Source organism: Gemmobacter nectariphilus DSM 15620, assembly GCF_000429765.1.
GTDB lineage: Bacteria > Pseudomonadota > Alphaproteobacteria > Rhodobacterales > Rhodobacteraceae > Wagnerdoeblera > Wagnerdoeblera nectariphila.
The window spans coordinates 301667-322697 of the sequence record NZ_AUCM01000005.1; the positions used below are offsets into that span (position 1 = coordinate 301667).

Annotated in this window: 23 protein-coding genes; 13 read left to right on the forward strand and 10 right to left on the reverse strand. The window is 66.3% G+C overall.

From position 1 onward, the window contains the following. Window positions 1–17: 17 nt before the first annotated feature. From G481_RS0106445 to G481_RS26210, 3 genes are read right to left on the reverse strand one after another with little or no spacing between them, the layout of a single operon-like run. Window positions 18–416 (reverse strand): diacylglycerol kinase, encoded by a 399-nt coding sequence (locus G481_RS0106445; protein ID WP_028029297.1) that lies wholly within the window; start codon window positions 414–416, stop codon window positions 18–20. Next, a complete protein-coding gene (locus tag G481_RS23035) occupies window positions 416–2065 on the reverse strand; it encodes a phosphoethanolamine transferase (RefSeq protein WP_028029298.1) in 1650 nt (549 codons plus the stop codon). The genes G481_RS0106445 and G481_RS23035 overlap by 1 nt, the downstream gene beginning before the upstream one ends. Continuing rightward, window positions 2062–2250 (reverse strand): hypothetical protein, encoded by a 189-nt coding sequence (locus G481_RS26210; protein WP_161630506.1) that lies wholly within the window; start codon window positions 2248–2250, stop codon window positions 2062–2064. Before G481_RS26210 ends, G481_RS23035 begins: the two co-directional genes overlap by 4 nt. Here G481_RS26210 and G481_RS0106455 point away from each other — a divergent pair. Both G481_RS0106455 and G481_RS0106460 read left to right on the forward strand, forming a co-directional pair. Beyond that, complete coding sequence (locus G481_RS0106455) at window positions 2249–2902, forward strand: response regulator transcription factor (protein WP_028029299.1); 654 nt, start codon at window positions 2249–2251, stop codon at window positions 2900–2902. The genes G481_RS26210 and G481_RS0106455 overlap by 2 nt on opposite strands. Then, window positions 2899–4140: an ATP-binding protein gene (locus G481_RS0106460; RefSeq protein ID WP_028029300.1), complete on the forward strand. Its 1242-nt coding sequence runs from the start codon at window positions 2899–2901 to the stop codon at window positions 4138–4140. Before G481_RS0106455 ends, G481_RS0106460 begins: the two co-directional genes overlap by 4 nt. On the opposite strand, the gene G481_RS0106465 is transcribed toward G481_RS0106460, so the two are convergent. Next, window positions 4137–4610 (reverse strand): Lrp/AsnC family transcriptional regulator, encoded by a 474-nt coding sequence (locus tag G481_RS0106465; RefSeq protein ID WP_154664536.1) that lies wholly within the window; start codon window positions 4608–4610, stop codon window positions 4137–4139. The genes G481_RS0106460 and G481_RS0106465 overlap by 4 nt on opposite strands. Window positions 4611–4828: 218 nt before the next feature. Here G481_RS0106465 and G481_RS26865 point away from each other — a divergent pair, with 218 nt between their 5' ends. The 5 genes from G481_RS26865 to G481_RS23040 are packed head-to-tail and all read left to right on the forward strand — an operon-like array spanning window position 4829 to window position 8569. Beyond that, complete coding sequence (locus G481_RS26865) at window positions 4829–4960, forward strand: hypothetical protein (protein WP_281171639.1); 132 nt, start codon at window positions 4829–4831, stop codon at window positions 4958–4960. 26 nt (window positions 4961–4986) lie between these two features. Beyond that, window positions 4987–6102 carry a sulfate ABC transporter substrate-binding protein gene (locus tag G481_RS0106475; RefSeq protein WP_035025275.1) on the forward strand — a complete coding sequence of 372 codons (1116 nt, stop codon included), beginning with the start codon at window positions 4987–4989 and terminating at the stop codon, window positions 6100–6102. 1 nt (window position 6103) lies between these two features. After that, entirely contained in the window at window positions 6104–6937 is an 834-nt protein-coding gene (cysT, locus tag G481_RS0106480; protein WP_028029303.1) for a sulfate ABC transporter permease subunit CysT, read from the forward strand. Next, entirely contained in the window at window positions 6930–7793 is an 864-nt protein-coding gene (gene cysW, locus G481_RS0106485) for a sulfate ABC transporter permease subunit CysW (RefSeq protein ID WP_028029304.1), read from the forward strand. The genes cysT and cysW overlap by 8 nt, the downstream gene beginning before the upstream one ends. Window positions 7794–7849: 56 nt before the next feature. Next, window positions 7850–8569 (forward strand): sulfate/molybdate ABC transporter ATP-binding protein, encoded by a 720-nt coding sequence (locus G481_RS23040; protein WP_084450673.1) that lies wholly within the window; start codon window positions 7850–7852, stop codon window positions 8567–8569. A gap of 9 nt (window positions 8570–8578) precedes the next feature. On the opposite strand, the gene G481_RS0106495 is transcribed toward G481_RS23040, so the two are convergent. The 6 genes from G481_RS0106495 to G481_RS0106520 all read right to left on the reverse strand — a co-directional run bounded on the left by G481_RS0106495 (window position 8579) and on the right by G481_RS0106520 (window position 15568). Continuing rightward, the gene (locus tag G481_RS0106495) at window positions 8579–10069 is read right to left on the reverse strand and encodes a carboxypeptidase M32 (RefSeq protein WP_028029305.1); all 1491 of its coding nucleotides are present in this window, start codon (window positions 10067–10069) and stop codon (window positions 8579–8581) included. After that, window positions 10066–11079 carry an ABC transporter ATP-binding protein gene (locus G481_RS0106500; protein ID WP_028029306.1) on the reverse strand — a complete coding sequence of 338 codons (1014 nt, stop codon included), beginning with the start codon at window positions 11077–11079 and terminating at the stop codon, window positions 10066–10068. The genes G481_RS0106495 and G481_RS0106500 overlap by 4 nt, the downstream gene beginning before the upstream one ends. Further along, window positions 11076–12044: an ABC transporter ATP-binding protein gene (locus tag G481_RS0106505; RefSeq protein ID WP_028029307.1), complete on the reverse strand. Its 969-nt coding sequence runs from the start codon at window positions 12042–12044 to the stop codon at window positions 11076–11078. Before G481_RS0106505 ends, G481_RS0106500 begins: the two co-directional genes overlap by 4 nt. Then, the gene (locus G481_RS0106510; RefSeq protein ID WP_028029308.1) at window positions 12041–12946 is read right to left on the reverse strand and encodes an ABC transporter permease; all 906 of its coding nucleotides are present in this window, start codon (window positions 12944–12946) and stop codon (window positions 12041–12043) included. The genes G481_RS0106505 and G481_RS0106510 overlap by 4 nt, the downstream gene beginning before the upstream one ends. Then, complete coding sequence (locus G481_RS0106515; protein WP_028029309.1) at window positions 12946–13920, reverse strand: ABC transporter permease; 975 nt, start codon at window positions 13918–13920, stop codon at window positions 12946–12948. The genes G481_RS0106510 and G481_RS0106515 overlap by 1 nt, the downstream gene beginning before the upstream one ends. Window positions 13921–13996: 76 nt before the next feature. Further along, the gene (locus G481_RS0106520) at window positions 13997–15568 is read right to left on the reverse strand and encodes an ABC transporter substrate-binding protein (RefSeq protein ID WP_028029310.1); all 1572 of its coding nucleotides are present in this window, start codon (window positions 15566–15568) and stop codon (window positions 13997–13999) included. A gap of 151 nt (window positions 15569–15719) precedes the next feature. Between G481_RS0106520 and G481_RS0106525 the strand changes: the two genes are divergently transcribed. Genes G481_RS0106525 through G481_RS0106550 form a run of 6 tightly spaced genes read left to right on the forward strand, consistent with a single transcriptional unit; the run spans window position 15720 to window position 21012 of the window. After that, entirely contained in the window at window positions 15720–16724 is a 1005-nt protein-coding gene (locus G481_RS0106525) for a GntR family transcriptional regulator (protein WP_028029311.1), read from the forward strand. Continuing rightward, window positions 16721–17422, forward strand: coding sequence for a creatininase family protein (locus G481_RS0106530; RefSeq protein ID WP_028029312.1), 702 nt, complete (start codon window positions 16721–16723; stop codon window positions 17420–17422). Before G481_RS0106525 ends, G481_RS0106530 begins: the two co-directional genes overlap by 4 nt. Continuing rightward, window positions 17419–18426 carry a ketopantoate reductase family protein gene (locus tag G481_RS0106535; protein ID WP_035025280.1) on the forward strand — a complete coding sequence of 336 codons (1008 nt, stop codon included), beginning with the start codon at window positions 17419–17421 and terminating at the stop codon, window positions 18424–18426. Before G481_RS0106530 ends, G481_RS0106535 begins: the two co-directional genes overlap by 4 nt. Continuing rightward, the gene (locus tag G481_RS0106540) at window positions 18426–19178 is read left to right on the forward strand and encodes an SDR family NAD(P)-dependent oxidoreductase (RefSeq protein WP_028029314.1); all 753 of its coding nucleotides are present in this window, start codon (window positions 18426–18428) and stop codon (window positions 19176–19178) included. The genes G481_RS0106535 and G481_RS0106540 overlap by 1 nt, the downstream gene beginning before the upstream one ends. Further along, window positions 19175–20089 carry a polysaccharide deacetylase family protein gene (locus G481_RS0106545; RefSeq protein ID WP_028029315.1) on the forward strand — a complete coding sequence of 305 codons (915 nt, stop codon included), beginning with the start codon at window positions 19175–19177 and terminating at the stop codon, window positions 20087–20089. The genes G481_RS0106540 and G481_RS0106545 overlap by 4 nt, the downstream gene beginning before the upstream one ends. Next, window positions 20086–21012 (forward strand): isoaspartyl peptidase/L-asparaginase family protein, encoded by a 927-nt coding sequence (locus tag G481_RS0106550; protein ID WP_028029316.1) that lies wholly within the window; start codon window positions 20086–20088, stop codon window positions 21010–21012. The genes G481_RS0106545 and G481_RS0106550 overlap by 4 nt, the downstream gene beginning before the upstream one ends. The last annotated feature ends 19 nt before the right edge of the window (window positions 21013–21031 follow it).

The window sequence follows — 21031 nt, forward strand, 5'->3', positions numbered from 1 at the left end:
CTGCGGGCCCCCCGTGGTTACACCAGCCCGGTCACCACCGCACCGACAAAGGCAACATTGGCCAGCACCATCAGACCCACGGCCAGCGAGCCCAGATCCTTGGCCTCTTTCGCCATGCGCGACCAGCCAGGCGAAAGGTGATCGACCAGAACCTCGATGGCGGTGTTCAGCGCCTCGGTTGCCAGCAGCGCGCAGAACAGCGCGGCAAAGCCCAGCCAATGGCCAACCCCGGCGCCGGCCCAGATCAGCAGCCCCACCCCCACCGCACCGCCCAGCAGTTCATGCCGCGCGGCGGTTTCGCCCATCAGCCGCCGAAAGCCCGCCAGCGAATAGCCCGTGGCATCGATCAGGTGCATCAGGCCGCCCCGCGGGGGGACGACCTTGGGCTGAGCGTCGTTATCTTGTGCCTGCGGCATCAGGCCCCCTCCTTGGTCCGGCACCCTGCCGTCAGATCAAGGCCAGAATCGCGCACCGAGGTGGTGATGTCCAGCAGGCCCAGCACCGTGTGGAACAGGTTGTCATGGCTGACCGGGCGGTCACCCAGCTTGCTCAGGCAGGCCTGGTCCAGCTTCATCGTGCTGCGGAACGTGTCGCCCAGCCACATGACAAAGGGAACCTTGGTCTGCACTTCGGGCGCCATGAAGCGGGGGGCGGCGTGCAGGTAAAGCCCGTCCTCGCCCAAAGATTCGCCGTGGTCCGACATGTAGACCATGGCAGGCAGCACCCGATCCGACGCCGCCATCATGTCGATGGTCCGCGACAGCACATAATCGGTTTCAAGGATCGTGTTGTCATAGGTGTTCACGATCTGCTCTACCGTGCAGTCCGAAAACTGCGCCGTGCTGCATTCGGGCTGGAACACCGCCCGCGCCGGCGGATAGCGCAGGTAATAGGCCGGGCCATGGCTGCCGATCATGTGCAGCACCAGCACGGTGTTGCGCTCCATCGTGGCGATGGTCTTTTCGATCAGCGGCAGGAACGCTTCGTCCGTGCACTCGCCCGTGCAGGCCTCGGGCGAAAGGGTGGCGTCGACATGGCTCCAGCCAAGGCGCGCGGCGATGCGCTGATCGCCCGTGTTGTTGTCATACCACGCAACACCCAGCCCGGCATGGCCCAGCACGTCCAGCAGGTTTTCTTCGCTCAGAAAGCCCATGCGGCTGTATTCGGCCTGCGTGAGGCGCGAGAACATGCAAGGCAGCGAAACCGCGGTCGAGGTGCCGCAGGCCGTCACATCGCTGAAGTTGATGACACCCCGCTTGCGCAGTTCCGGCGTGGTGTCGCGCGCATAACCATTGAGGCCGAAGTTCTGGGCCCGCGCGGTCTCGCCTGCAAAGACGACCAGCAGCACCGGCTTGTCCGCCGCCGCCAGCAGCGGGCCGGGCCGGGCATCGGTGCCCAGCGGGCGGGCAACGGGATCGGCGGTCTTCCACTGCTCGCGGGCAAAGCGCACGAATGCATTGACCGTGGCGCCCGGCTGATAGGCCGCCATCAGGTCATGCCGCTGGCGCAGGGCGGCGGAAAACGACTTGTAGTCGGCAAACAGCGCACCGGCCATCAGAGCAAAGGCGATGCCCACGCCTGCCGGCCAGCGCCACAGCTGATGCCACGGCCCCAGCCGCCGCACCCGCGGCCAGAAGATCAGGGCAGCCGGCACAATGCCCGTCAGCACGATCTGACCGACCGCGCCCCAGGTGATCAGATGCCGCCCTTCGGCCACCGTGGTCTGAAAGACGTTGCGGATCATCTCGCGGTCGATCAGCACGCCAAAGTTGCGCTCATAGTAATGCGCGCCGGCCGCGATCATCACCAGCAGGGCAGCCGCCGGCTTTTGCAGCCGCCAGGGGCCAAGCAGTTCCAGCAGCAGCACCGTCAGCGCCCACACGCCCGCCCCGAACAGCACGGGCTGCATCGTCGAGCCGGGGAAGACATGCACGACCCGTTCCCAGAACCCGCCGTTCAGGACAAGCATGATATAGCTGGCCACGATCAGGTTCAGGGTTGTCTGCCCGATCATGGGCCGTGGCAGCCGGAACCCGGCTGGCGGTGTCTTGGTGTCGTCGGTCATGTGATGCATCCGTTCGGCTGTCGTTGCTGCCCGAACCCGTGGCGATCCGTTGCCGGAATCGGTCCTTCCGGGCGCCGGTCCTGTTGCGCCCAGATCGCGCCGCCAGCTTGCACCAGCCTTACAGCGGGCGACAGGATCGCATTTTTCTGTCGCCCGGATGCGGCGGGGGCGGTATGCAGCACCATGCGCCTGCTTCTGGTCGAAGATGCCCCCGATCTTGCCCGATCTGTCCTGCAATTCCTGCGGGCCGAAGGGCATGCCGTGGATCATGCCCCGGATGTGGCGACCGCACTTGCGGCGCTGGACGTTGCGGACTTTGCCTGCGTGGTTCTTGATCTTGGCCTGCCGGATGGCTCGGGGCTTGCGGTGCTGCGCCACCTGCGCCGCAAGGGGGACCGCACGCCCGTCATCATCGCGACGGCCCTTGACCAGATCAGCGACCGCATTGCGGGGCTGGATGCCGGGGCCGACGATTATGTCAGCAAGCCCTATGATCTTCAGGAACTGTCCGCCCGCATCCGCGCCCATGCCCGCCGCGCACAGGGCGTGCCGGAAACGCGCCTGCATGTCGGCACGCTGGAAATCGACCGGGCCGCCGCGCGGGTCTGGCGCGCTGGGACCGAGATTCGGCTGACCTCGCGCGAATGGGCGCTGCTGGATGCGCTTGTGGGCGCGCGGGGGCGGGTGCTGGCGAAATCGGCGCTGGAGGATGCGCTCTATGCCTTTGACACCCCGATCGAGGGCAATGCGGTCGAGGTCTATGTCTCGCGCCTGCGCCAGAAACTGGGCGCCGATGTGATCGAGACCCGCCGCGGGCTTGGGTATATCGTGCCATGAGCCCCGCGCCCGATCGCCCCTGGTCGCTGCGCCGCCGCCTGACGCGGCAGGTGGTCGGGCTGGTGGCGCTTGGCTGGGCGATCACCATCGCGCAGGCGGTCCACATGCTGGACCGCGAGATCAACGAGATGTTCGACGAGGAACTTTCGGCGCTGGCCGAGGCGACGGTGCTGTTCCTTGATGCCTCGGGCACCGGAACCATCGCGCGCGAGGTCGGGATCGAGACCAACGATGGCGAACGTGTGCTGCGCACCTATGCGCTTGGCGGCACGGAACCGCCCGCGTCCTGGGCGCCGCTGACCCGCGACGGATTTGCCGACAGCAACGGCTGGCGCATCTTGCGCCATACCAGCGAAGGCACGGTGATCGAGGTTGCGCACAAGCGATCCTGGCGGCGCGAGGAGATGTTCGAGGCCGCAACCGCCTTTCTGGTGCTGATCCTGCCGCTGCTGATCGGGCTGGTCTGGGCGCTGCGCCGTGGTCTGGCCCGCGGGCTGGCCCCGGTCGAGCGGTTGGCAAAGACGGTGTCCGGGCGCCGACCCGACGATCTGTCGGCCATGCCTGCCGAGGGCTTGCCCACCGAACTGCACCCCTTGGTGGATGGCATGAACGAGCATATCGCCCGCATCGAGGCCCTGCGCCATGCCGAGCGGCGCTTCATCGGCCATGCCGCGCATGAATTGCGCACCCCCATCGCCGCTGTGCGCGCCCGGCTGAACCTGTCGTCCGACCCCGAGGCGCAGGCCGCGCTGCCCATTCTGGATGCCCTGACCCGCCGGACAGAACGCCTGCTGCAACTGTCCCGCGCCGAGGCAGGGCTGGGCCTGGGCCGTGGCCCTGCCGATCTGATCCAGGTGCTGCGCCTGCTGATCGACGAGCTGCGGCCCCGTGCAAAGGGCCGCATCCGCATGGATGACAGCGATCTGGACTGCCTGATGGTGGCCAGCGATCCCGATGCGCTGGCGATCTTGCTGCGCAACCTGCTGGAAAACGCCATCGAACATGGAACCGGCGACATCACGATCCGCGTCAGCCCGGCCGCCGACGTGACATTCGAAAACACGACCACCCGCACCGCATTGCTCGATGACCCCTATCAGAAGGAACCGGGATCGGCCGGGTCGGGCCTTGGGCTGTCCATCGTGACGACGCTGGCCTCGGCCCTTGGGGCAACGGTGGACAAGCAGATCCGCAATGGCCTTGCGACCGTGACCGTCCGGTTGCCCCCGGCGGCCTAGCGGCGGATCGTATCCACCGGAAAGGCGGTGGTGAACTTCACCCGCTCGATCGCCAGATGCGAGGTGATCTCGCGGATCGGCACTTCACCGGCCAGACGCTGGCACAGCTGGTCAAAGGCCGCCATGTCGGCCACGGCGATGCGCAGCAGATAGTCATTTTCCCCCGCGACGCGCCAGACCTCCATGATTTCGGGGATGGCCGCGACGACGGCGCCAAGCCGCTCGCGCCATTCGGCGCTGTGATCGGGGGCGCGCAGGATGACGACCGCGCAAACCCCCAGCCCCAGCGCCTGCGGGCTGGCCAGGGCCACGCGCCGTTCGATCACCCCGTCGCTTTCCAGCCTGCGGATACGCTTCCAGCACGGGGTGGACGACAGCCCGACCTGATCGGCGATCTGCGCCACCGATTGCGTCGCATCGCGCATCAGTTGCGCCACGATCTTGCGGTCGATCAGGTCCAGCGCGGTCATGCAAACCTCCTTGGTTGGGGGCAGCATGACTCATTATCAACAAATGTCCAGTGATTATGTCGTTATTCTTTGGGCTGGGCAGGCAGGCGCAGGGCAGGTCGGAGAATTATATTCTATAATCACGACAAAGAATGGCGAGATTATTCCATTGCTAATCACTACTGACTTGGTCGATATTTAACCCATCAGATGTGTCATCAGCCGGAAAGGAGACGCCCATGACGCAGATCGTCCCGCTTGCTCCCGCTGCCCGCAACCGGGCTTCGCTGAGCATGACCATGCCCATGACCTGCACGATGCCCCGCCACGGCGGCCCCGCCGGCCGCCTGTCCCGGAGGATCGCGCGATGACCAGTCACCCCAGGAATGAGCCCCTGATGCTTACCACCATCCGCATGTCACGCCATATCAGCGCGCAGGGCCCCAAGATCCACGATCACGCCGATGGCCGCGTGACCATCCGCGATGGCGCCCGCACCCTGACCGGCTGGCCGGTTGCCCGCGTGATCCGCAGCGCGATCGCCATTCTGGCGCTGTCGGTGGCCGCCCTTGGCGGCGCGCCGCAGGCACGGGCCGAGGCGCTGCTGAACGTCAGCTACGACCCCACCCGAGAGCTTTACCGCGACGTCAACGCCGCCTTTGCCAAGCACTGGCAAGACCAGGGCCATCCGGCCCCGCGCATTGAAACCTCGCATGGCGGATCGGGATCGCAGGCCCGTTCGGTGATCGAGGGGCTGAAGGCCCAGGTGGTCACGCTGGCGCTGGCCTCGGACATCGACCGGATCGCACAGGCGGGCAAGCTGCCCGCCGACTGGCAGGCCAGCCGGCCGCACAATTCCTCGCCCTATACCTCGACCATCGTGTTCCTGGTCCGCAAGGGCAACCCCAAGGCGATCAAGGACTGGGGCGATCTGGTGGCCGAGGGCGTCGAGGTGATCACCCCCAACCCGAAAACCTCGGGCGGGGCGCGCTGGAACTATCTGGCGGCCTGGGCCTGGGCGGAAAGGAACGGCAAGGATCCGAAAGCCTTCGTCGGCGATCTGTTCCGCCATGTGCCGGTGCTGGACAGCGGCGCCCGCGGCGCGACCACCACCTTTGCCCAGCGCGGCATCGGCGATGTGCTGCTGGCCTGGGAAAACGAGGCCTATCTGGCGCTGAAGGAACTGGGCGCGGATCAGTTCGACATCGTCGTCCCCTCGGTCTCGATCCTGGCCGAGCCACCCGTCGCGCTGGTCGAGGCGAATATCGAGACGCCGGAACAGCGCGCGCTGGCGAATGCCTATCTGGACTTCCTGTATACGCCCCAAGGGCAGGCGCTGGCCTTCAAGCACTACTACCGCGCCTGGGATACCTCGGCCGCCGCCCCCGAAGATGTTGCCCGCTTCCCCGCGCTGGATCTGGTCGACATCGGCCACTTTGGCGGCTGGGCGAAGGCACAGCCGGAACATTTCGGCGACGGCGGCATCTTCGATCAGATCTACACCGGGAAGTAGGATCATGGCCCTGATCCAGCGCTCCCCCATGCCCGGCCTCGGGCTCAGCATGGGGATCACCCTGACGATGCTGTCCATCGTCGTGCTTGCCCCCATCGGTGCCCTGCTTGTTCAGGGTGCCGGCTTCGGCCTTGCCGGACTTTGGGACACGATCAACCGGCCCCGCGTCTGGGCGGCGCTGTCGCTGTCGTTCCGCCTGTCGCTGCTGGCGGCGGCGTTCAACCTGTTCTTCGGCATCCTCTTGGCCTGGGTTCTGGTGCGCTACCGCTTTCCGGGCCGCCGGTTGATCGACGCGGCGGTCGACCTGCCCTTTGCGCTGCCAACGGCAGTGGCGGGCATCGCGCTGACCGCGCTTTATGCCCCGAACGGCGCCTTTGGCAGCCTGGCCCGCGAGATCGGCTGGAAGATCGCCTATGGCCAATGGGGCATCTTCATCGCGCTGGTCTTCGTCGGCCTGCCCTTCGTTGCCCGCACCGTACAACCCGTGATCGAGGAAATCGACCGCGAGGTCGAGGAAGCCTCGGCCACGCTAGGCGCCTCGCGCGCCTATACGCTGCGCCGGGTGATCTGGCCGATGCTGATGCCCGCCGCGCTGACCGGCTTTGCGCTGTCGCTGGCGCGGGCGGTCGGGGAATACGGCTCGGTCATCTTCATTGCCGGGAACATCCCGCTGAAGACCGAAATCGCCCCCCTGCTAATCGTCATCCAGCTGGAAGAGTTCAACTACAACGGCGCCACCGCCATCGGCCTTGCCATGCTGACAATCAGCTTTGCGCTGCTGCTGGCCATCAACCTTATCCAGATCTGGAGCCGCCGGAGGATCGGTCATGTCTGATACCACCCTGCCCCGCCCCCTGTCGGCCGTGACCGAGCCGCGCGCGATCCGCCTTGCGCTGATCGGCCTTGCGGTGGGGGGCCTGATCCTTCTGGTCTTCGCCCCGCTGGCCGTGGTCTTTGCCGAAGCCCTGGCACAAGGATGGCTCGCCGCCCTTGCCAGCCTTGGCAACCCCGATGCGCTGGCGGCCATACGGCTGACGCTGACCGTCACCGCCATTGCCATGCCGCTGAACGCCGCCTTCGGTCTTGCCGCCGCCTGGTTCATCACCCGCTTCGACTTTCGCGGCAAGGCATTGCTGATCACGCTGATCGACCTGCCCTTCTCGGTCTCGCCCGTGGTCGCGGGGCTGTGCATCGTGCTGCTGTTCGGCGCCAATTCCGCGCTTGGCGGCTGGCTGGTGGCAAACGGCCACCCGATCGTCTTCGCCCTGCCCGGCATCGTGCTGGCGACCCTGTTCGTCACCTTCCCCTTTGTCGCGCGCGAGCTGATCCCCGTGATGATCGAACAGGGCCGGTCCGAGGAAGAGGCCGCCCTTACCCTTGGCGCCTCGGGCTGGCGGGTGCTGTTCACCGTCACCTTGCCCAACATCCGCTGGGCGCTGCTGTATGGCGTGCTGCTGTGCACCGCACGGGCCATGGGCGAATTCGGCGCGGTTGCGGTCGTCTCGGGCAAGATCCGCGGCCAGACCGCGACCATGCCTATCACCATCGAGATGCTCTATAACGAATATCTCTCGGTCGCCGCCTTCTCGATGGCGGGGGTGCTGACGATGCTCGCCCTGCTGACCCTGCTGCTGAAGACCGCGCTCGAGCTGCGCCACGCCGACCAGCTTGCCGCCACGCGCCGCCACTGACCTGCTTTGCCTTTTTCCAAATACCCATTGCCCCGGCCAGCCAAGGAGACATCGCCATGCATGTCGAGATCGACGAAATCGCCAAGACCTTCGGGACCACCGCTGCACTGCATCCTGTCTCGCTCTCCATCCCCTCGGGGGCGCTGGTCGCCCTGCTGGGCCCCTCGGGATCGGGCAAGACGACGCTGCTGCGCATTCTGGGCGGGCTGGAATTTCCGGCCTCGGGGCGGGTGCTGTTCGACGGGCAGGATGCCACCAACCTTCGGGTGCAGGACCGGCAAGCAGGCTTTGTGTTTCAAAGCTACGCGCTGTTTCGCCATATGACGGTGTTTGACAACATCGCCTATGGGCTGCACGCCCGCCCGCGCGCCAGCCGCCCGCCCAAGGCCGAAATCGCCCGCCGGGTCGCGCGGCTTTTGCAGCTGATCCAGCTGCCCGACATTGGCACCCGCTACCCCTCGCAGCTGTCGGGCGGCCAGCGGCAGCGCGTCGCGCTGGCCCGCGCCCTGGCGATCGAGCCGCGGATGTTGCTGCTGGACGAACCCTTCGGCGCGCTGGATGCCCGCGTGCGCAAGGAACTGCGGCAGGGCCTGCGCGAAATCCACGATGCCACCGGCCTGACGACGATCTTCGTCACCCACGATCAGGACGAGGCGATGGAACTCGCCGATCTGGTGGTCGTCATGTCCATGGGCCGGATCGAACAGATCGGCCGGCCGCAGGATATCCGCGCCCGACCCGCCACGCCCTTCGTGCGTGAGTTCATCACGGCCTGAGCCGCCCGCTCAGGCAAACTTGGCCCGCAGATAGTCCAGATAGGGCTCGGGGTCCGAAGGGTCGGCCCCGATCCCGGCCAACAGCTCGGCCCGGCTGCGGCTGCGGCCATGGCGCCAGACCAGATCGCCCAGCGCCGCACGCAGGGGGGCGGTTTCGCCCTGCGCCAGCGCAGCATTCACCTCGGGGCGTGCCGTGCGCAGATGCGCCATCAGCTGCGCCGCCGTCATGTTGCCGATCGTATAGGTCGGGAACGACCCCATGTAGCCATGCGACCAGTGAACATCCTGCAAGCAGCCCTGCCCGTCATCGGGGACCGAAACGCCCAGATCCTCGGCCATGGCAGCATTCCAGGCCTCGGGCAGGTCGGCCACTTTCAGCGAACCGTCCAGCAGCGCCATTTCCATCCGCACCCGCAGCATGATGTGGAAATCATAGGTCAGCTCGTCGGCCTCGATGCGGATCAGGCCAGGGCTGACGCGGTTGACGGCGGCGGCGAATTCCTCGGCCGTCACATCGGCCAGCTGGTCGGGGAAATGCGCCTTCAGCCGGCCGAAATGCGCCTGCCAGAACGCGGCCGATCGGCCGACATGGTTTTCCAAGAGCCGCGACTGGCTTTCGTGCATTCCGAAACTGGTGCCCCCCACGGCATAAAGCCCCGGCAGGTCGGTTGCATGAACCGTGCGCGTCAGCGCCGGGTCCACCCCCTGTTCATAGAGCGCATGGCCCGTTTCATGGATCGTGCCGAAGATCGCCACCGGCAGATAGCCTTCGTTCCACCGCGAGGTGATGCGCACATCGTTGCGGGTAAAGCTGACCTCGAACGGGTGAACCGTGGTGTCCAGCCGCCCGCGCGCATAGTCATAGCCCAGAACCCCCGCGATCTCGGCGCAGAACGCCTGTTGCGCGGCCTTGGGGTAATGGCGGAACAGGAAGTTCGACCGCGGCGCGGGCCGCGCCATGGCTGCCGCCAGAATGGGCCGCAGCCCCGCGCGCAGCCGATCAAACAGCCGCGTCAACGAGGCGGCGGTTTCCCCCGGTTCAAACACCGCGACATGGGCATCATAGGGATGACCGTCATAGCCCAGCGCCTCGGCGGTGCGGCGGGCGATGGCGACGCTGCGCTCCAGATAGGGGCGAAACAGCGCGAAATCGGCGGTGCGCCGCGCCTCGGCCCAGGCGGCACCGGCAAGGGTCGCGTTCTCGGCCTGCTCTTGCAGCAGGGCATCGGGCAGGCGGGCATGATGCTCGCGGGCAGTCAGCACGGTTTCGGCGGCGCGCTGCTGCACGGGATCGTCGCTGCCCAGCAGCGCCTCGGCCGCGCGGGCCAGCGCCGGATCAAGGATCATCGACCGCGCCATCGCCTTGAGCGTGGCGATCTGCTGCCCGCGGGTGGCAGCACCCTGCTGCGGCATCATCACGCGGGAATCCCATTGCAGCGTGTTCACCGCGCAGAGCACATCGTTGATGCGCGCGGTGCGGGTGGCGAAATCGGTGGTCATGCGGCCTCGCTTGCGGCGCCAGTGCCGCCATCGTGCAGGTGACAGGCAACGCTGCGCCCCGCGCCATCGGTCAGGCGCGGCACCTCGACCTTGCAGCGCGGACCGGCGAACGGGCAGCGGGGGTGAAAGGCGCAGCCCTTGGGCGGGTTCAGGGGCGAGGGGATCTCGCCCTGGATCGGGTGGAAATTGCCCTTGCCCGCCCCCAGCCGGGGAACCGAGGCAAAGAGCGCCTTGGTATAGGGGTGCTGCGGGTCGTCATAAAGCTGCCGGGCCGGGGCCAGTTCCACCATGCGCCCCAGATACATGATGGCCACCCGGTCGCAGACATGGCGCACCACCGACAGGTCATGGCTGATGAACAGCGCGGTCAGCCCCAGATCGTGGCGCAGTTCCATGAACAGATTGAGGATCTGCGCCTGGATCGACACGTCCAGCGAGGCAACGGCCTCGTCCAGCACCAGAAGTTCGGGCTTCATCGCCAGCGCGCGGGCAATCGCGATGCGCTGGCGCTGGCCGCCGGAAAACTGGTGCGGCAGGCGTTCGGCATAGGCGCCTTCCAGCCCCACCTGTTCCAGCAGCGCGGCAACGGCGGCCCGCACCTCGTGCGCGGGGGTGATGCCATGGAACAGCGGGCCTTCGGCGATGGTCTCGCCCACCTTCATGCGCGGATTCAGGCTGGCAAAGGGATCCTGGTGGATCATCTGCACCCGCGTCGTCAGCTTGTGGACCGACCCGTCCGGGCCCGTTGCCACCGGCTTGCCATCCAGCATCACCGATCCTTCGGTCGGGGCATAGATGCCGGACACGATGCGGCCCAGCGTGGACTTGCCGCAGCCGGATTCGCCCACGATGCCCAGCACCTCGCCGCGCGGCACGCTCAGCGTGACATCCGAAACCGCATGGACCGTGCGGGTGGAATCGCGGCCCATCAGCCGTTCCACCCCGCGCACCACCGCACCGGGGCGGCGGGTGAAGCGTTTCGAGACGTGATCGACAGTCAGCAGAGTCATGCGGTGCCCTCCAGCGGGTGATGGCACAGAACCACGCGGTCCTGAAGCGCCACACGGGGCGGCGGCGCCTCGCAGGCCGGGGTGGCGCGGAAGCAGCGCGGACGGAACGGGCAGCCCGTGGGCAGGTTGACCAGCTGCGGCGTCGCGCCGGGGATCTGCGGCAGTTTCTCGCCCGGCTCGTGCAGGCCGGGGACCGATCCGATCAGCCCCTTGGTATAGGGATGGCGCGGCGCGGCGATGACCCGATCGGTCGGCCCGGTCTCGACGATGCGGCCCGCATACATCACGCAAACCTCATCCGCGAGCGAGGAGACCACCGCCAGATCGTGCGAGACCCAGACAAAGGCGGTGCCGGTTTCATCCGCCAGCCGGCGCACCTCGGCCAGGATCTGGCCCTGAATGGACACGTCCAGCGCCGTCGTCGGCTCATCCGCGATGATGACCGACGGGCTGTGCAGCAACGCGGTGGCAATCGCCACCCGCTGGCGCATCCCGCCGGACAGCTGATGGGGGTAGACCTCCAGCCGCTCGCGCGCGGCGGGGATGCCGACGGTTTCCAGCGCGGCCTGCGCCCGGTCCAGCGCGGCGCGCTTGCTCATGGGGTCATGGACGCGCACCGCCATGGCCATCTGATCGCCCACCTTCAGCACCGGGTTCAGGGTCATCATCGGGTCCTGAAACACCATCGCCACATCGCGGCCGCGCATCTTGCGGCGATCCTCGGGCGACAGCTTGCGCATGTCGCGCCCGCCCACCAGAACCTCGCCGGCCGAGACCTCGCCAGGCGCGTCGATCAGGCCCATGATGGAAAAGCCGGTGACGGATTTGCCCGACCCACTTTCGCCCACCAGCCCCATGATGCGCCCCGGCGCCACGGAAAAGCTGACATCGTTGACGGCCGTCACCCAGCCCTTGCGGGTTTCAAAACGGGTGGTCAGCCCGCGAACATCCAGTGCCTGCGTCATCGACGGTTCCTCGGGTCCAGCACGGTGCGGACCTGATCGCCCACAAGGTTGATGGCAACCACGGTGATCATCAGCGCAACGCCCGGAAAGATCGACAGCCAGTAGCGGTCGGTATGGATATACTTGAACCCGTTGGAAATCAGCGAGCCCAGCGACGGTTCGGTCAGCGGCAGCCCGACGCCCAGAAAGGACAGCGTGGCCTCCAGCGCGATGGCGCTGGCAACCTGCACGGTCGCCACCACGATCAGCGGCGGCAGCACATTGGGCAAAAGGTGCCGGAACAGGATGCGGCGGGTGGGCAGCGGGGTGGAGCGCGCGGCCTCGATGTAATCCTTGCCGCGTTCGACCGTGGCAGCGCCATGGGTGGTGCGGGCGAAATAGGCGTATTGCGCCACGACCAGCGCCAGGATGATCTGCGGCACACCCTGCCCCAGCATGGCGACCAGCACCAGCGCCAGCAGGATCGCCGGCATCGACAGCTGAAGATCGACGATCCGCATCAGCAGCGCCTCGATCCGGCCACCGGAATAGGCGGCGACCAGGCCCACACAGATCCCCGCCATCAGCGCCAGCGCCCCGGCCGACACCCCAATGACAAAGCTGGTGCGCAGCCCGTAAAGGATGGCCGACAGCATGTCACGCCCGGCATTGTCGGTGCCAAGGACATGGGCATAGCCGCCCGAGCCTTCGGTTCCCGGACGCAGAAAGGCATCCATCCAGTCCAGCGCCGCCATGTCATAGGGATCTTGCGGCGTCACCAGCGGCGCCCCGAAGGACAGCGCCAGCAGCAGCAAGATGACAGCCAGCGAGATCACGGCGACAGGCGAGCGGCGGTAATCTTGCCAGAACTCGCGCAGCTTTTGCCCGCGCGACGGGCTGGCGGTTTCCATTGCAGTGGCCATCACGCACCTCCCTTCAGGCGGACACGCGGGTCCAGCCGGGCATAGATCAGATCGACCACCAGGTTGATCAGCACGAACAGCGTGACCACCATCACGAGGTAAGCCACCATCACCGGCCGATCCAGTTGCAGGATGGAATCGATGATCAGCTTGCCCACGCCAGGCCAGTTGAACACGCTTTCGGTGACCACGGCGAAGGCCAGCGTTGACCCCAGCTCAAGACCAAAGACGGTGACGATGGGGATCATGATGTTGCGCATGACATGGCTGGTCACGATCTGCCGGTCGGGCAGACCCTGCGCGCGGGCGAACTTGACGTAATCGGTGCGCATCGCCTCGACCATGCCGGCGCGGGCCAGACGGATCATCAGACCCATCTTGAACAGCGACAGGTTCAGCGCCGGCAAGATGACATGCGACCAGCCGTTCAGCGTGGCAAGCGACGTAGGAATGCCCAGGATCGTGCCCACCTCGCCCCGACCGCCCGATGGCAGCCAGCCCAGATGCACGGCAAAGGCCATGATCAGCAACATGCCGATCCAGAAGGTCGGCACCGAAAAGCCCAGCACCGACAGCGCCATGATGATCTTGGCGCTTTTGCTGTCAGGCTTGTATCCGGCCCAGATGCCGGCCGGAATGCCGATCAGGCCCGCGATACTGACCGAGACCAGCACCAGATCCAGCGTCGCCGGCAGGCGCGAGAAGATCAGCCCCACCACCGGCACGTTGTAGATCATCGAGGTTCCCAGATCGCCGCGCGCGACGTTCTGCAGGAACAGGAAATATTGCTGCCACAAGGGCAGATCCAGCCCGTAGCGGCGGATCAGCTCGTCCCGCATCTGCTCGGTGGCAGCGGGGTCGATCATCACGTCGATCGGGTTGCCGATGGCAAAGACACCGACAAAGACGATGATCGACATGGCGAAGATCACCACGACGGCTTGCGCGATGCGCTGTGCGAGATAGCCGAGCATCAGGCCCCTAGCTTGTTTGGCAGGCCCCGTAGGGCAAAGGAAACCGGGGGCAGCTCGCCGCCCCCGGCAGGTCGGATCACTTCGCCGGCTGGATGGCGTAGGCGCGGGTTTCCTGATCGACGCGCGGGGTGAACTTCAGCTCGCCCGCCTTGGCGGCCCAGACGGTCTGAAGGATCACGGTCGGGATCAGCGCACGGTCTTCCATCGCGATGAACGAGCCCTGTTCGTAGAGCTTGCGGCGCTCGTCATTGTTCAGCGTCGCGGCACCCTTGGCGAAGACGGCATCGAACTCGGGGTTCGAATAGCCGGTGCGGTTGAAGTTGCCAAAGCCCTTGTCCTTGTCGCGGGTATGCACCAGCGCGCCATAGGTATAGGCCGCCTCGCCCGTCAGCGTTCCCCAGGCCGACATCGCCACCGAGAATTCCTCGCGCGCGGCGGCGGGGAAATAGACGGTGCCGTTCAGCGCCTGCGCATTCACCTTGAGGCCCGCACGCGACCACATCTGCGCCAGCGCCTCGCAGACCACGGCATCGCCGGGCACGCGGTTGTTGGTGCAGGTGAAATCGAACTCGAAGCCCTTGGGATAGCCGGCCTCGGCCAGCAGTTCCTTGGCCTTGGCCAGATCGTATTCGCGCTTGGGCAGTTCGGTCGAATAGCCGAAGAAGCCTTCGGGCATCAGCTGGTTCGCCGGGGTGCCCAGACCTTCCAGAACCACGTTCACCAGAACATCGCGGTTGATCGCATAGTCCAGCGCCTGGCGGACCCGCAGATCCTTGAAGGGGTTCACGTCGGTTTCCTTGCCGTCGATCTTGACCTTCTGGGGCAGGACATCCTTGACGGTCGGCTGCACGTTCAGGATGTAGACCGAATCCGAGATGAACGTGTCCAGCGCCTTGTCGTTCTTGAAGCCCACATAGTCCGAGGCCGGAACGTAGTTGATCAGATCGACCTGGCCCGAACGCAGCGCGGCGACGCGGGCAGCATCGTCGGCGATTTCCTTGCGCACGACATTCTTCCAGTGCGGCGCGCCGCCCCAGTAGTCATCGTTGCGCACCAGAACCAGATCGCCCTTGGGCTGCCAGGAAACGAACTTGTAAGGTCCGGTCCCGATGGCCTTTTCGCCCGAGTTGAACTGCTCGTTCCGCGCTTCCATCCCGGTGTTGGCCGACACGACGAACAGACGAGTGAAGTCGTTCGGTAGCGACGGCGCGACACCCTTGGTCTTGATGCGCAGCGTGTAGTCATCGACGACTTCGGCGGTTTCGACATATTTGGTATAAAGCGTCATCGGCATCGGGCCGGTCACGACCGGGATACGCTCGATCGAGAATTTCACGTCCTTGGCGGTCAGCGGGCTGCCATCGTGGAACTTCACGCCTTCGCGGATCTTGAATTCCCAGGTGGTATCGTCGATCGGCGTCCAGCTGGTGGCAAGGCCCGGCTTGAGCTGAAGTTTCTCGTCCACATCGACCAGGGTGTCGAAGATGTGGCGCAGGGTCTCGGCCTGGCTGCCCAGCGTCGACCAGTGCGGGTCGATCGAATCAGGGCCGGCGCGAACACCGATGGTCAGGTCCTGGGCAAAGGCCGCCGGGGCCGCGACCAGCAGCGCAAGGGCCGCGACCGCGGATTTCAGGGCGCGAACATTCATAGTGTTACCTCCTTGTGTGACAGTTTGGAGAAACACTAGCGGGCAGATTTCCGAATCGTCAAGCAACTTGGTAACTTTATGGCGTAAATGATTCCAGAACTGCCCATAAATTGCACTTGCCTGCCTTAGTGTTTTTCAACATGGTAACACCATGACAGACCGCCAAGCCCAACTAGATCAATCCATTCAGCGCATCGTCGAGGCGATCGACCGCGACTCTTCGGTCTCGTTGTCGGTGCAGTTGAAAGGTGCACTGGAGTTCGGAATCGCCCTTGGCGACCTTCCGGCGGGGGCGCGCATGCCCTCGGTCCGGCAGATGGCGGCGATGCTGGGCATGTCACCTGTAACGGTGTCGGGGGTGTATTCATCCTTGCAATCCGCCGGGCATATCGAGGCCCGTGTGGGCTCTGGCACCTTCGTGTGCGAGGCCAGCGCCAACCGTTCGGTGTCCGATCTGCGAGAGCTGGACCGGCGCATCGCGGACCTGGTCGATCTGGGCCGCCGGCTGGGGATCGGGCCGGCCGAACTGGCCGCGCGGCTGACGCATAGCGGCGCGCGCGCGCCGCGCCCGCTGCGGCTGCTGATGCTGGGGAATTTCCATTCCACCACAGCCTCTTATGCCGAGGCCCTGCGCCCCTTCCTGGCCCCGCAGGACCAGATTGAAATCGTCACCCTGCAAGACGACAACATCCCTGCGCACCTGCCCGCTGCCGATCTGGTGATTGCGCCCCGCACCCTGCTGCCGCGGGCCAGCGAGCTGTTTCCGCAGACCGAATGTTTCGGCCTGACCCTGATCCCCGATCAGGCGACGCGGGTGTCACTGGCGACTGTATCACCCGAGGCCCGCGTGGTCGCCTATTCCTATTTCCCCGGCTTCGTCACCTCGATGAAGGCGGGCGTGATCCGCTTTGCCCCGCATGTCACGCGGCTGACCATGGTCGTCCATGGCGACCCGGATGCCGAGGCGCAACTGGCCGGGGCCGATGTGATCGTCTACGCCTCGGGGACAGAACGGCTGTTCACCGACCTGCCCCCTGGTCAGACCAGTTTCGAATATCACCACACCCCGGACAGCAATGCCGTCCGCGCCGAGCTTTTGCCGGTGCTGGACGCGCTGCGCGTCCGTCCGCCCGGCCTGAAGGAGTCCGCCGCATGAAGATCTCGGAAAGCAACTGGTTCGACATCGAGAAGTATCTCAAGACCGATGACCGCTGCGTGCTTCCGCTGGGCAGCACCGAACAGCACGCGCACCTCAGCCTGTCGGTGGATTCGATCCTGTCCGAAAAGGTCGCCGCCGATGCCGCCGCGCCGCTGGGTGTGCCGGTCTTTCCGGCGGTGCCCTATGGGCTGACCCCGTATTTCATGGCCTTTCCGGGCAGCGTGTCGCTGAAGCTGGCGACCTATGGCGCGCTGGTGCGCGACATCCTGGACAGCCTTTACGCCACCGGGTTCCGCCGTGTCCTCATCGTCAACGGGCATGGCGGCAACTCGCCTGTCCAGCCCGTGACGATGGAATGGATGGAGGCCCATCCCGGCGCCCGTTGCCGGTTCCACGACTGGTGGCGCGCGCCCAAGACCTGGGACGCCGTGCAGTCCATCGACCCGATCGCCAGCCACGCCAGCTGGATGGAAAACTTCCCCTGGACGCGGCTTGCCAACCGGGCGATGCCGACGGAACAAAAGCCCTATGTCGATTTCAGCCGCCTGCGCGACCGCAACGCGGCCGGGGTGCGCGAGCTGATCGGCGACGGCAACTATGGCGGCTTCTACCAGAAACCCGACGAAGACATGGACCGCCTGTGGCAGATCGCCGTTGCCGAAACCCGCGACCAGCTGGCGGGGGACTGGGCATGACCGATCCGATCCTGATCTGGGGGGCCGGGGCCATTGGCGGCGTGCTGGGCGCCTATTTCGCGCGGGCGGGCCATGCCGTTCACATGGTCGATGTGGTGCCCGAACATGTGCAGGCGATGCGCACCACTGGCCTGAGGATCGAGGGGCCAGTCGAGGAGTTCACGCAGGTGCTGCCCGCCAGCACGCCCGATGAACTGACCGGGCAATACAGCCGCATCTATCTGGCGGTGAAGGCGCATCACACCGTTCCGGCGATGGAAATGCTGATCCCGCATCTGGCGCCCGGCGGCTATGTGGTGTCGGCCCAGAACGGGCTGAACGAATTGACCATCGCCGAGATGATCGGCGCAGATCGCACCGTCGGCTGTTTCGTCAACTATGGTGCCGACTGGCATGGGCCGGGGCAGATCCTGTTCGGCAACCGCGGCGGCATCGCCGTGGGCGAACTTGACGGCCGCATGACCGACCGCGTGCGCGAGGTTCACGCCCTGCTGCAACTGGTCGAACCCGATGCCGCGCTGACCGACAACATCCTTGGCTATCTGTGGGGCAAGATGGGCTATGGCGCGCTGCTGTTCGCAACCGCGCTGACGCCGCTTTCGATGTCCGACGCGATGGAACGGCCGCAGGCGCGCGCCAGCTATATCGCCCTTGGGCACGAGGTGATGCGTCTGGCCAAGGCCATGGGTGCGCGGCCGGTCAGCATCTATGGCTTTGATCCAGAGGCGTTTCTGGCGCTGGATCAGGCGGGGATGCAGGCCTCGCTGGAGCGGATGATCGCCAACAACCGCAAGACGGCGAAAACCCATTCCGGCATCTGGCGCGACCTTGCCGTGCGCAAGCGCAAGACCGAGGTGGACGCCCAGATCGGCGTCATGGTGGCAATGGGTGCCAAGGCCGGTGTGCCGATGCCCGTGGTGACCAAGCTGGTGGAGCTGATCCACGATATCGAGGACGGACGCCGCGCACAGGCTGACGACCTTGCCGATACTCTGGTGGCATGATGGATTTGCGACTCGACGGACAGGTTTTCGCAGTGACAGGCGCCGCGCAGGGCATCGGCGCCGCCATCGCGCGTGAACTGGCCGCGGCCGGCGCGCAGGTGGCGGCGGTGGACATTGATGCGGGCGGCATGGCCCCGCTTGCGGCCGAAGGGATGAGCGTTCACGCCGCCGATCTGGGCACCCGCGCGGGCGCCGGGGCTGCGATGGCCGAGGTGATCGCGCGGCACGGCCGGATCGACGGGCTGGTCACATCGGCAGGCGGTGTGCGCGGCCAGGTCGGGCGGCCCATCGAAGAGATCGGCGAAGATGACTGGCGGGTGATCTTTCAGGCCAATGTCGATGCCGCCATGTGGTGCGCCCAGGGCGTTGCGCCCGCGATGAAGGCCGCAGGGCGCGGGCGGATCATCACCATCGCCTCGGGGGCCGGGCTGCGCCCCAGCCTGACGGGGATTCAGGCCTATGCCTCGGCCAAGCACGCGCTGGTGGGGCTGACGAAACAGCTTGCGCTGGAGCTGGGGCCCTTTGGCATCACGGTCAATTCGGTGGCGCCGGGCTTTGTGCGGTCGAACCCCTCGACCGAAAGGCAATGGCACGCGATGGGCGAGGAACGCCAACAGGCGGTGCTGAACCGCATCAACATGCGCCGGCTGGGCCGGGCGCAGGATATCGCCGATGCGGTGATGTTCTTTGCCTCGGACCGTGCTGGCTGGATCAGCGGGCAGATCCTGTCCGTGGATGGAGGACACGCATGACCTTTGCCCCCGATACCCCGCCCCATACCTGGGACGAGCCGACATGGCGCGGCCTTGTCGATTTCGTCCGCGCGGGCCAGTCGCTGAAACCCGCCAGCTGGCCGGGCGGGGCGCGCTGCGCCGTGGCGCTCAGCTTTGACAGCGACCACGAAACGAACGAGCTGCGCGATGGCGGCAATTCCATCGGCCGGCTGTCCTGGGGACAGTATGGCAACCGCCGCGGCATCCCGCGCATCCGGCAGGTGCTGGACCGCTTCGGGGTCAAGGCGAGCTTCTTCGTTCCTGGTGTCGCGGCCGAGATCTACCCGGACGAGCAACGCTCGCTGGCTGATGACGGGCACGAGATCGGCCTGCACGGCTGGATCCATGAGGTGAACACCAAGGTTCCCCCGGCGCAGGAACGCGAGCTGATGCTGCGCGCGGCGGACACGCTGGAACGTGTCACCGGCACCCGCCCGGTCGGGATGCGCACGCCGTCCTGGGATTACAGCCCCACGACGCTGGCAATCGCCGAGGAACTGGGGCTGATCTATGACAGCAGCCTGTTTGCCGACGACGACCCCTACGAGATCATCCACAAGGGCCGCGCCACGGGCATCGTCGAGCTGCCGGTCGAATGGATCCGCGATGACGCGCCCTATTTCATGATGAACCGCTTTGGCGCCCAGCGGCCCTATACGCCGCCTGCCGATGTTCTGGACATCTTCTTGCGCGAATTCGAAGGCGCCTATGCCGAAGGCGGGCTGTTCCTGTTGACCATGCATCCGCATATCACCGGCTACCGCTCGCGCATCTTCATTCTGGAACAGCTGCTGGAGCGGATCATGGACAAGGGCGATTGCTGGGTTGCAACCCATGCCGACATCGCGCGGCATTGCGCCGCCTCGGCCGGGCTGGGGGCAAAGGCATGAGCGGGCGTTGGGCACTGGCGATCCATGGCGGCGCGGGGACCATCCTGCGCAGCAAGATGACGCCCGAAAAGGAGGCTGCCTATCACGCTGGTCTGCGCCGCGCGCTGGAGGCTGGCGAGGCAGTGCTGAAGGATGGCGGCGCCGCGATTGATGCCGTGACAGAGGCCGTGATCGCGCTGGAAGACGAGCCGCTGTTCAACGCCGGGCGCGGGGCGGTCTATACCGCCGCCGGCGCGCAGGAGATGGACGCCGCCGTCATGGACGGGCGCAACCGGCAGGCCGGCGCGGTGGCGGGCGTCTTTGGCCCGCGCAACCCGGTGCGGCTGGCGCGGCTGGTGATGGACAGCCCGCAGGTTCTGATGATCGGCGCCCCGGCGGTGGAGCTTGCGCGCAAGGCCGGCCTGCCGTTTGGCGACCGCGACTATTTCTTTACCGAAGCACGCTGGACCGCCTTGCAGGAAACGCTGGCCTTGCAGGCGGCCGGCAAGACCAATGACGACCCCGCCCGCCGCCACGGCACCGTGGGCGCGGTGGCGGTGGATGCGGCGGGCAACCTGGCCGCCGCCACCTCGACCGGCGGGATGACAGCCAAGCCGCCGGGGCGCGTGGGCGATACGCCGATCATCGGTGGCGGCACCTTTGCCGACAATGCGACCTGTGCGGTTTCGGGCACCGGGCATGGCGAGATCTTCATTCGCTGGACCGCCGCCGCCGAAATCGCCGCGCGGATGCGCCATGCCGGGCAATCGCTGGATCAGGCGGCGACGGCCGTCGTGATGGACGATCTGGCGCCCAACGACGGCTCGGGCGGGCTGATCGCGGTGGACCGGCTGGGCAATGTCTCGATGCCGTTCAACTGCGAGGGCATGTATCGCGGCATGGTCCGTCAGGGCGAGGACGCACAGACCCTCATCTATCGCTGAAAAGCCCGCGCGCGGGGTG

Coding starts and splice junctions, on each gene's coding strand:
- G481_RS0106445 (WP_028029297.1), bottom strand. CDS start 416: ATGCCGCAGGCACAAGATAACGACGCTCAGCCCAAGGTCGTCCCCCCG.
- G481_RS23035 (WP_028029298.1), bottom strand. CDS start 2,065: ATGACCGACGACACCAAGACACCGCCAGCCGGGTTCCGGCTGCCACGG.
- G481_RS0106455 (WP_028029299.1), top strand. CDS start 2,249: ATGCGCCTGCTTCTGGTCGAAGATGCCCCCGATCTTGCCCGATCTGTC.
- G481_RS26210 (WP_161630506.1), bottom strand. CDS start 2,250: ATGGTGCTGCATACCGCCCCCGCCGCATCCGGGCGACAGAAAAATGCG.
- G481_RS0106460 (WP_028029300.1), top strand. CDS start 2,899: ATGAGCCCCGCGCCCGATCGCCCCTGGTCGCTGCGCCGCCGCCTGACG.
- G481_RS0106465 (WP_154664536.1), bottom strand. CDS start 4,610: ATGACCGCGCTGGACCTGATCGACCGCAAGATCGTGGCGCAACTGATG.
- G481_RS26865 (WP_281171639.1), top strand. CDS start 4,829: ATGACGCAGATCGTCCCGCTTGCTCCCGCTGCCCGCAACCGGGCTTCG.
- G481_RS0106475 (WP_035025275.1), top strand. CDS start 4,987: ATGCTTACCACCATCCGCATGTCACGCCATATCAGCGCGCAGGGCCCC.
- cysW (WP_028029304.1), top strand. CDS start 6,930: ATGTCTGATACCACCCTGCCCCGCCCCCTGTCGGCCGTGACCGAGCCG.
- G481_RS23040 (WP_084450673.1), top strand. CDS start 7,850: ATGCATGTCGAGATCGACGAAATCGCCAAGACCTTCGGGACCACCGCT.
- G481_RS0106495 (WP_028029305.1), bottom strand. CDS start 10,069: ATGACCACCGATTTCGCCACCCGCACCGCGCGCATCAACGATGTGCTC.
- G481_RS0106500 (WP_028029306.1), bottom strand. CDS start 11,079: ATGACTCTGCTGACTGTCGATCACGTCTCGAAACGCTTCACCCGCCGC.
- G481_RS0106505 (WP_028029307.1), bottom strand. CDS start 12,044: ATGACGCAGGCACTGGATGTTCGCGGGCTGACCACCCGTTTTGAAACC.
- G481_RS0106510 (WP_028029308.1), bottom strand. CDS start 12,946: ATGGCCACTGCAATGGAAACCGCCAGCCCGTCGCGCGGGCAAAAGCTG.
- G481_RS0106515 (WP_028029309.1), bottom strand. CDS start 13,920: ATGCTCGGCTATCTCGCACAGCGCATCGCGCAAGCCGTCGTGGTGATC.
- G481_RS0106520 (WP_028029310.1), bottom strand. CDS start 15,568: ATGAATGTTCGCGCCCTGAAATCCGCGGTCGCGGCCCTTGCGCTGCTG.
- G481_RS0106525 (WP_028029311.1), top strand. CDS start 15,720: ATGACAGACCGCCAAGCCCAACTAGATCAATCCATTCAGCGCATCGTC.
- G481_RS0106530 (WP_028029312.1), top strand. CDS start 16,721: ATGAAGATCTCGGAAAGCAACTGGTTCGACATCGAGAAGTATCTCAAG.
- G481_RS0106535 (WP_035025280.1), top strand. CDS start 17,419: ATGACCGATCCGATCCTGATCTGGGGGGCCGGGGCCATTGGCGGCGTG.
- G481_RS0106540 (WP_028029314.1), top strand. CDS start 18,426: ATGGATTTGCGACTCGACGGACAGGTTTTCGCAGTGACAGGCGCCGCG.
- G481_RS0106545 (WP_028029315.1), top strand. CDS start 19,175: ATGACCTTTGCCCCCGATACCCCGCCCCATACCTGGGACGAGCCGACA.
- G481_RS0106550 (WP_028029316.1), top strand. CDS start 20,086: ATGAGCGGGCGTTGGGCACTGGCGATCCATGGCGGCGCGGGGACCATC.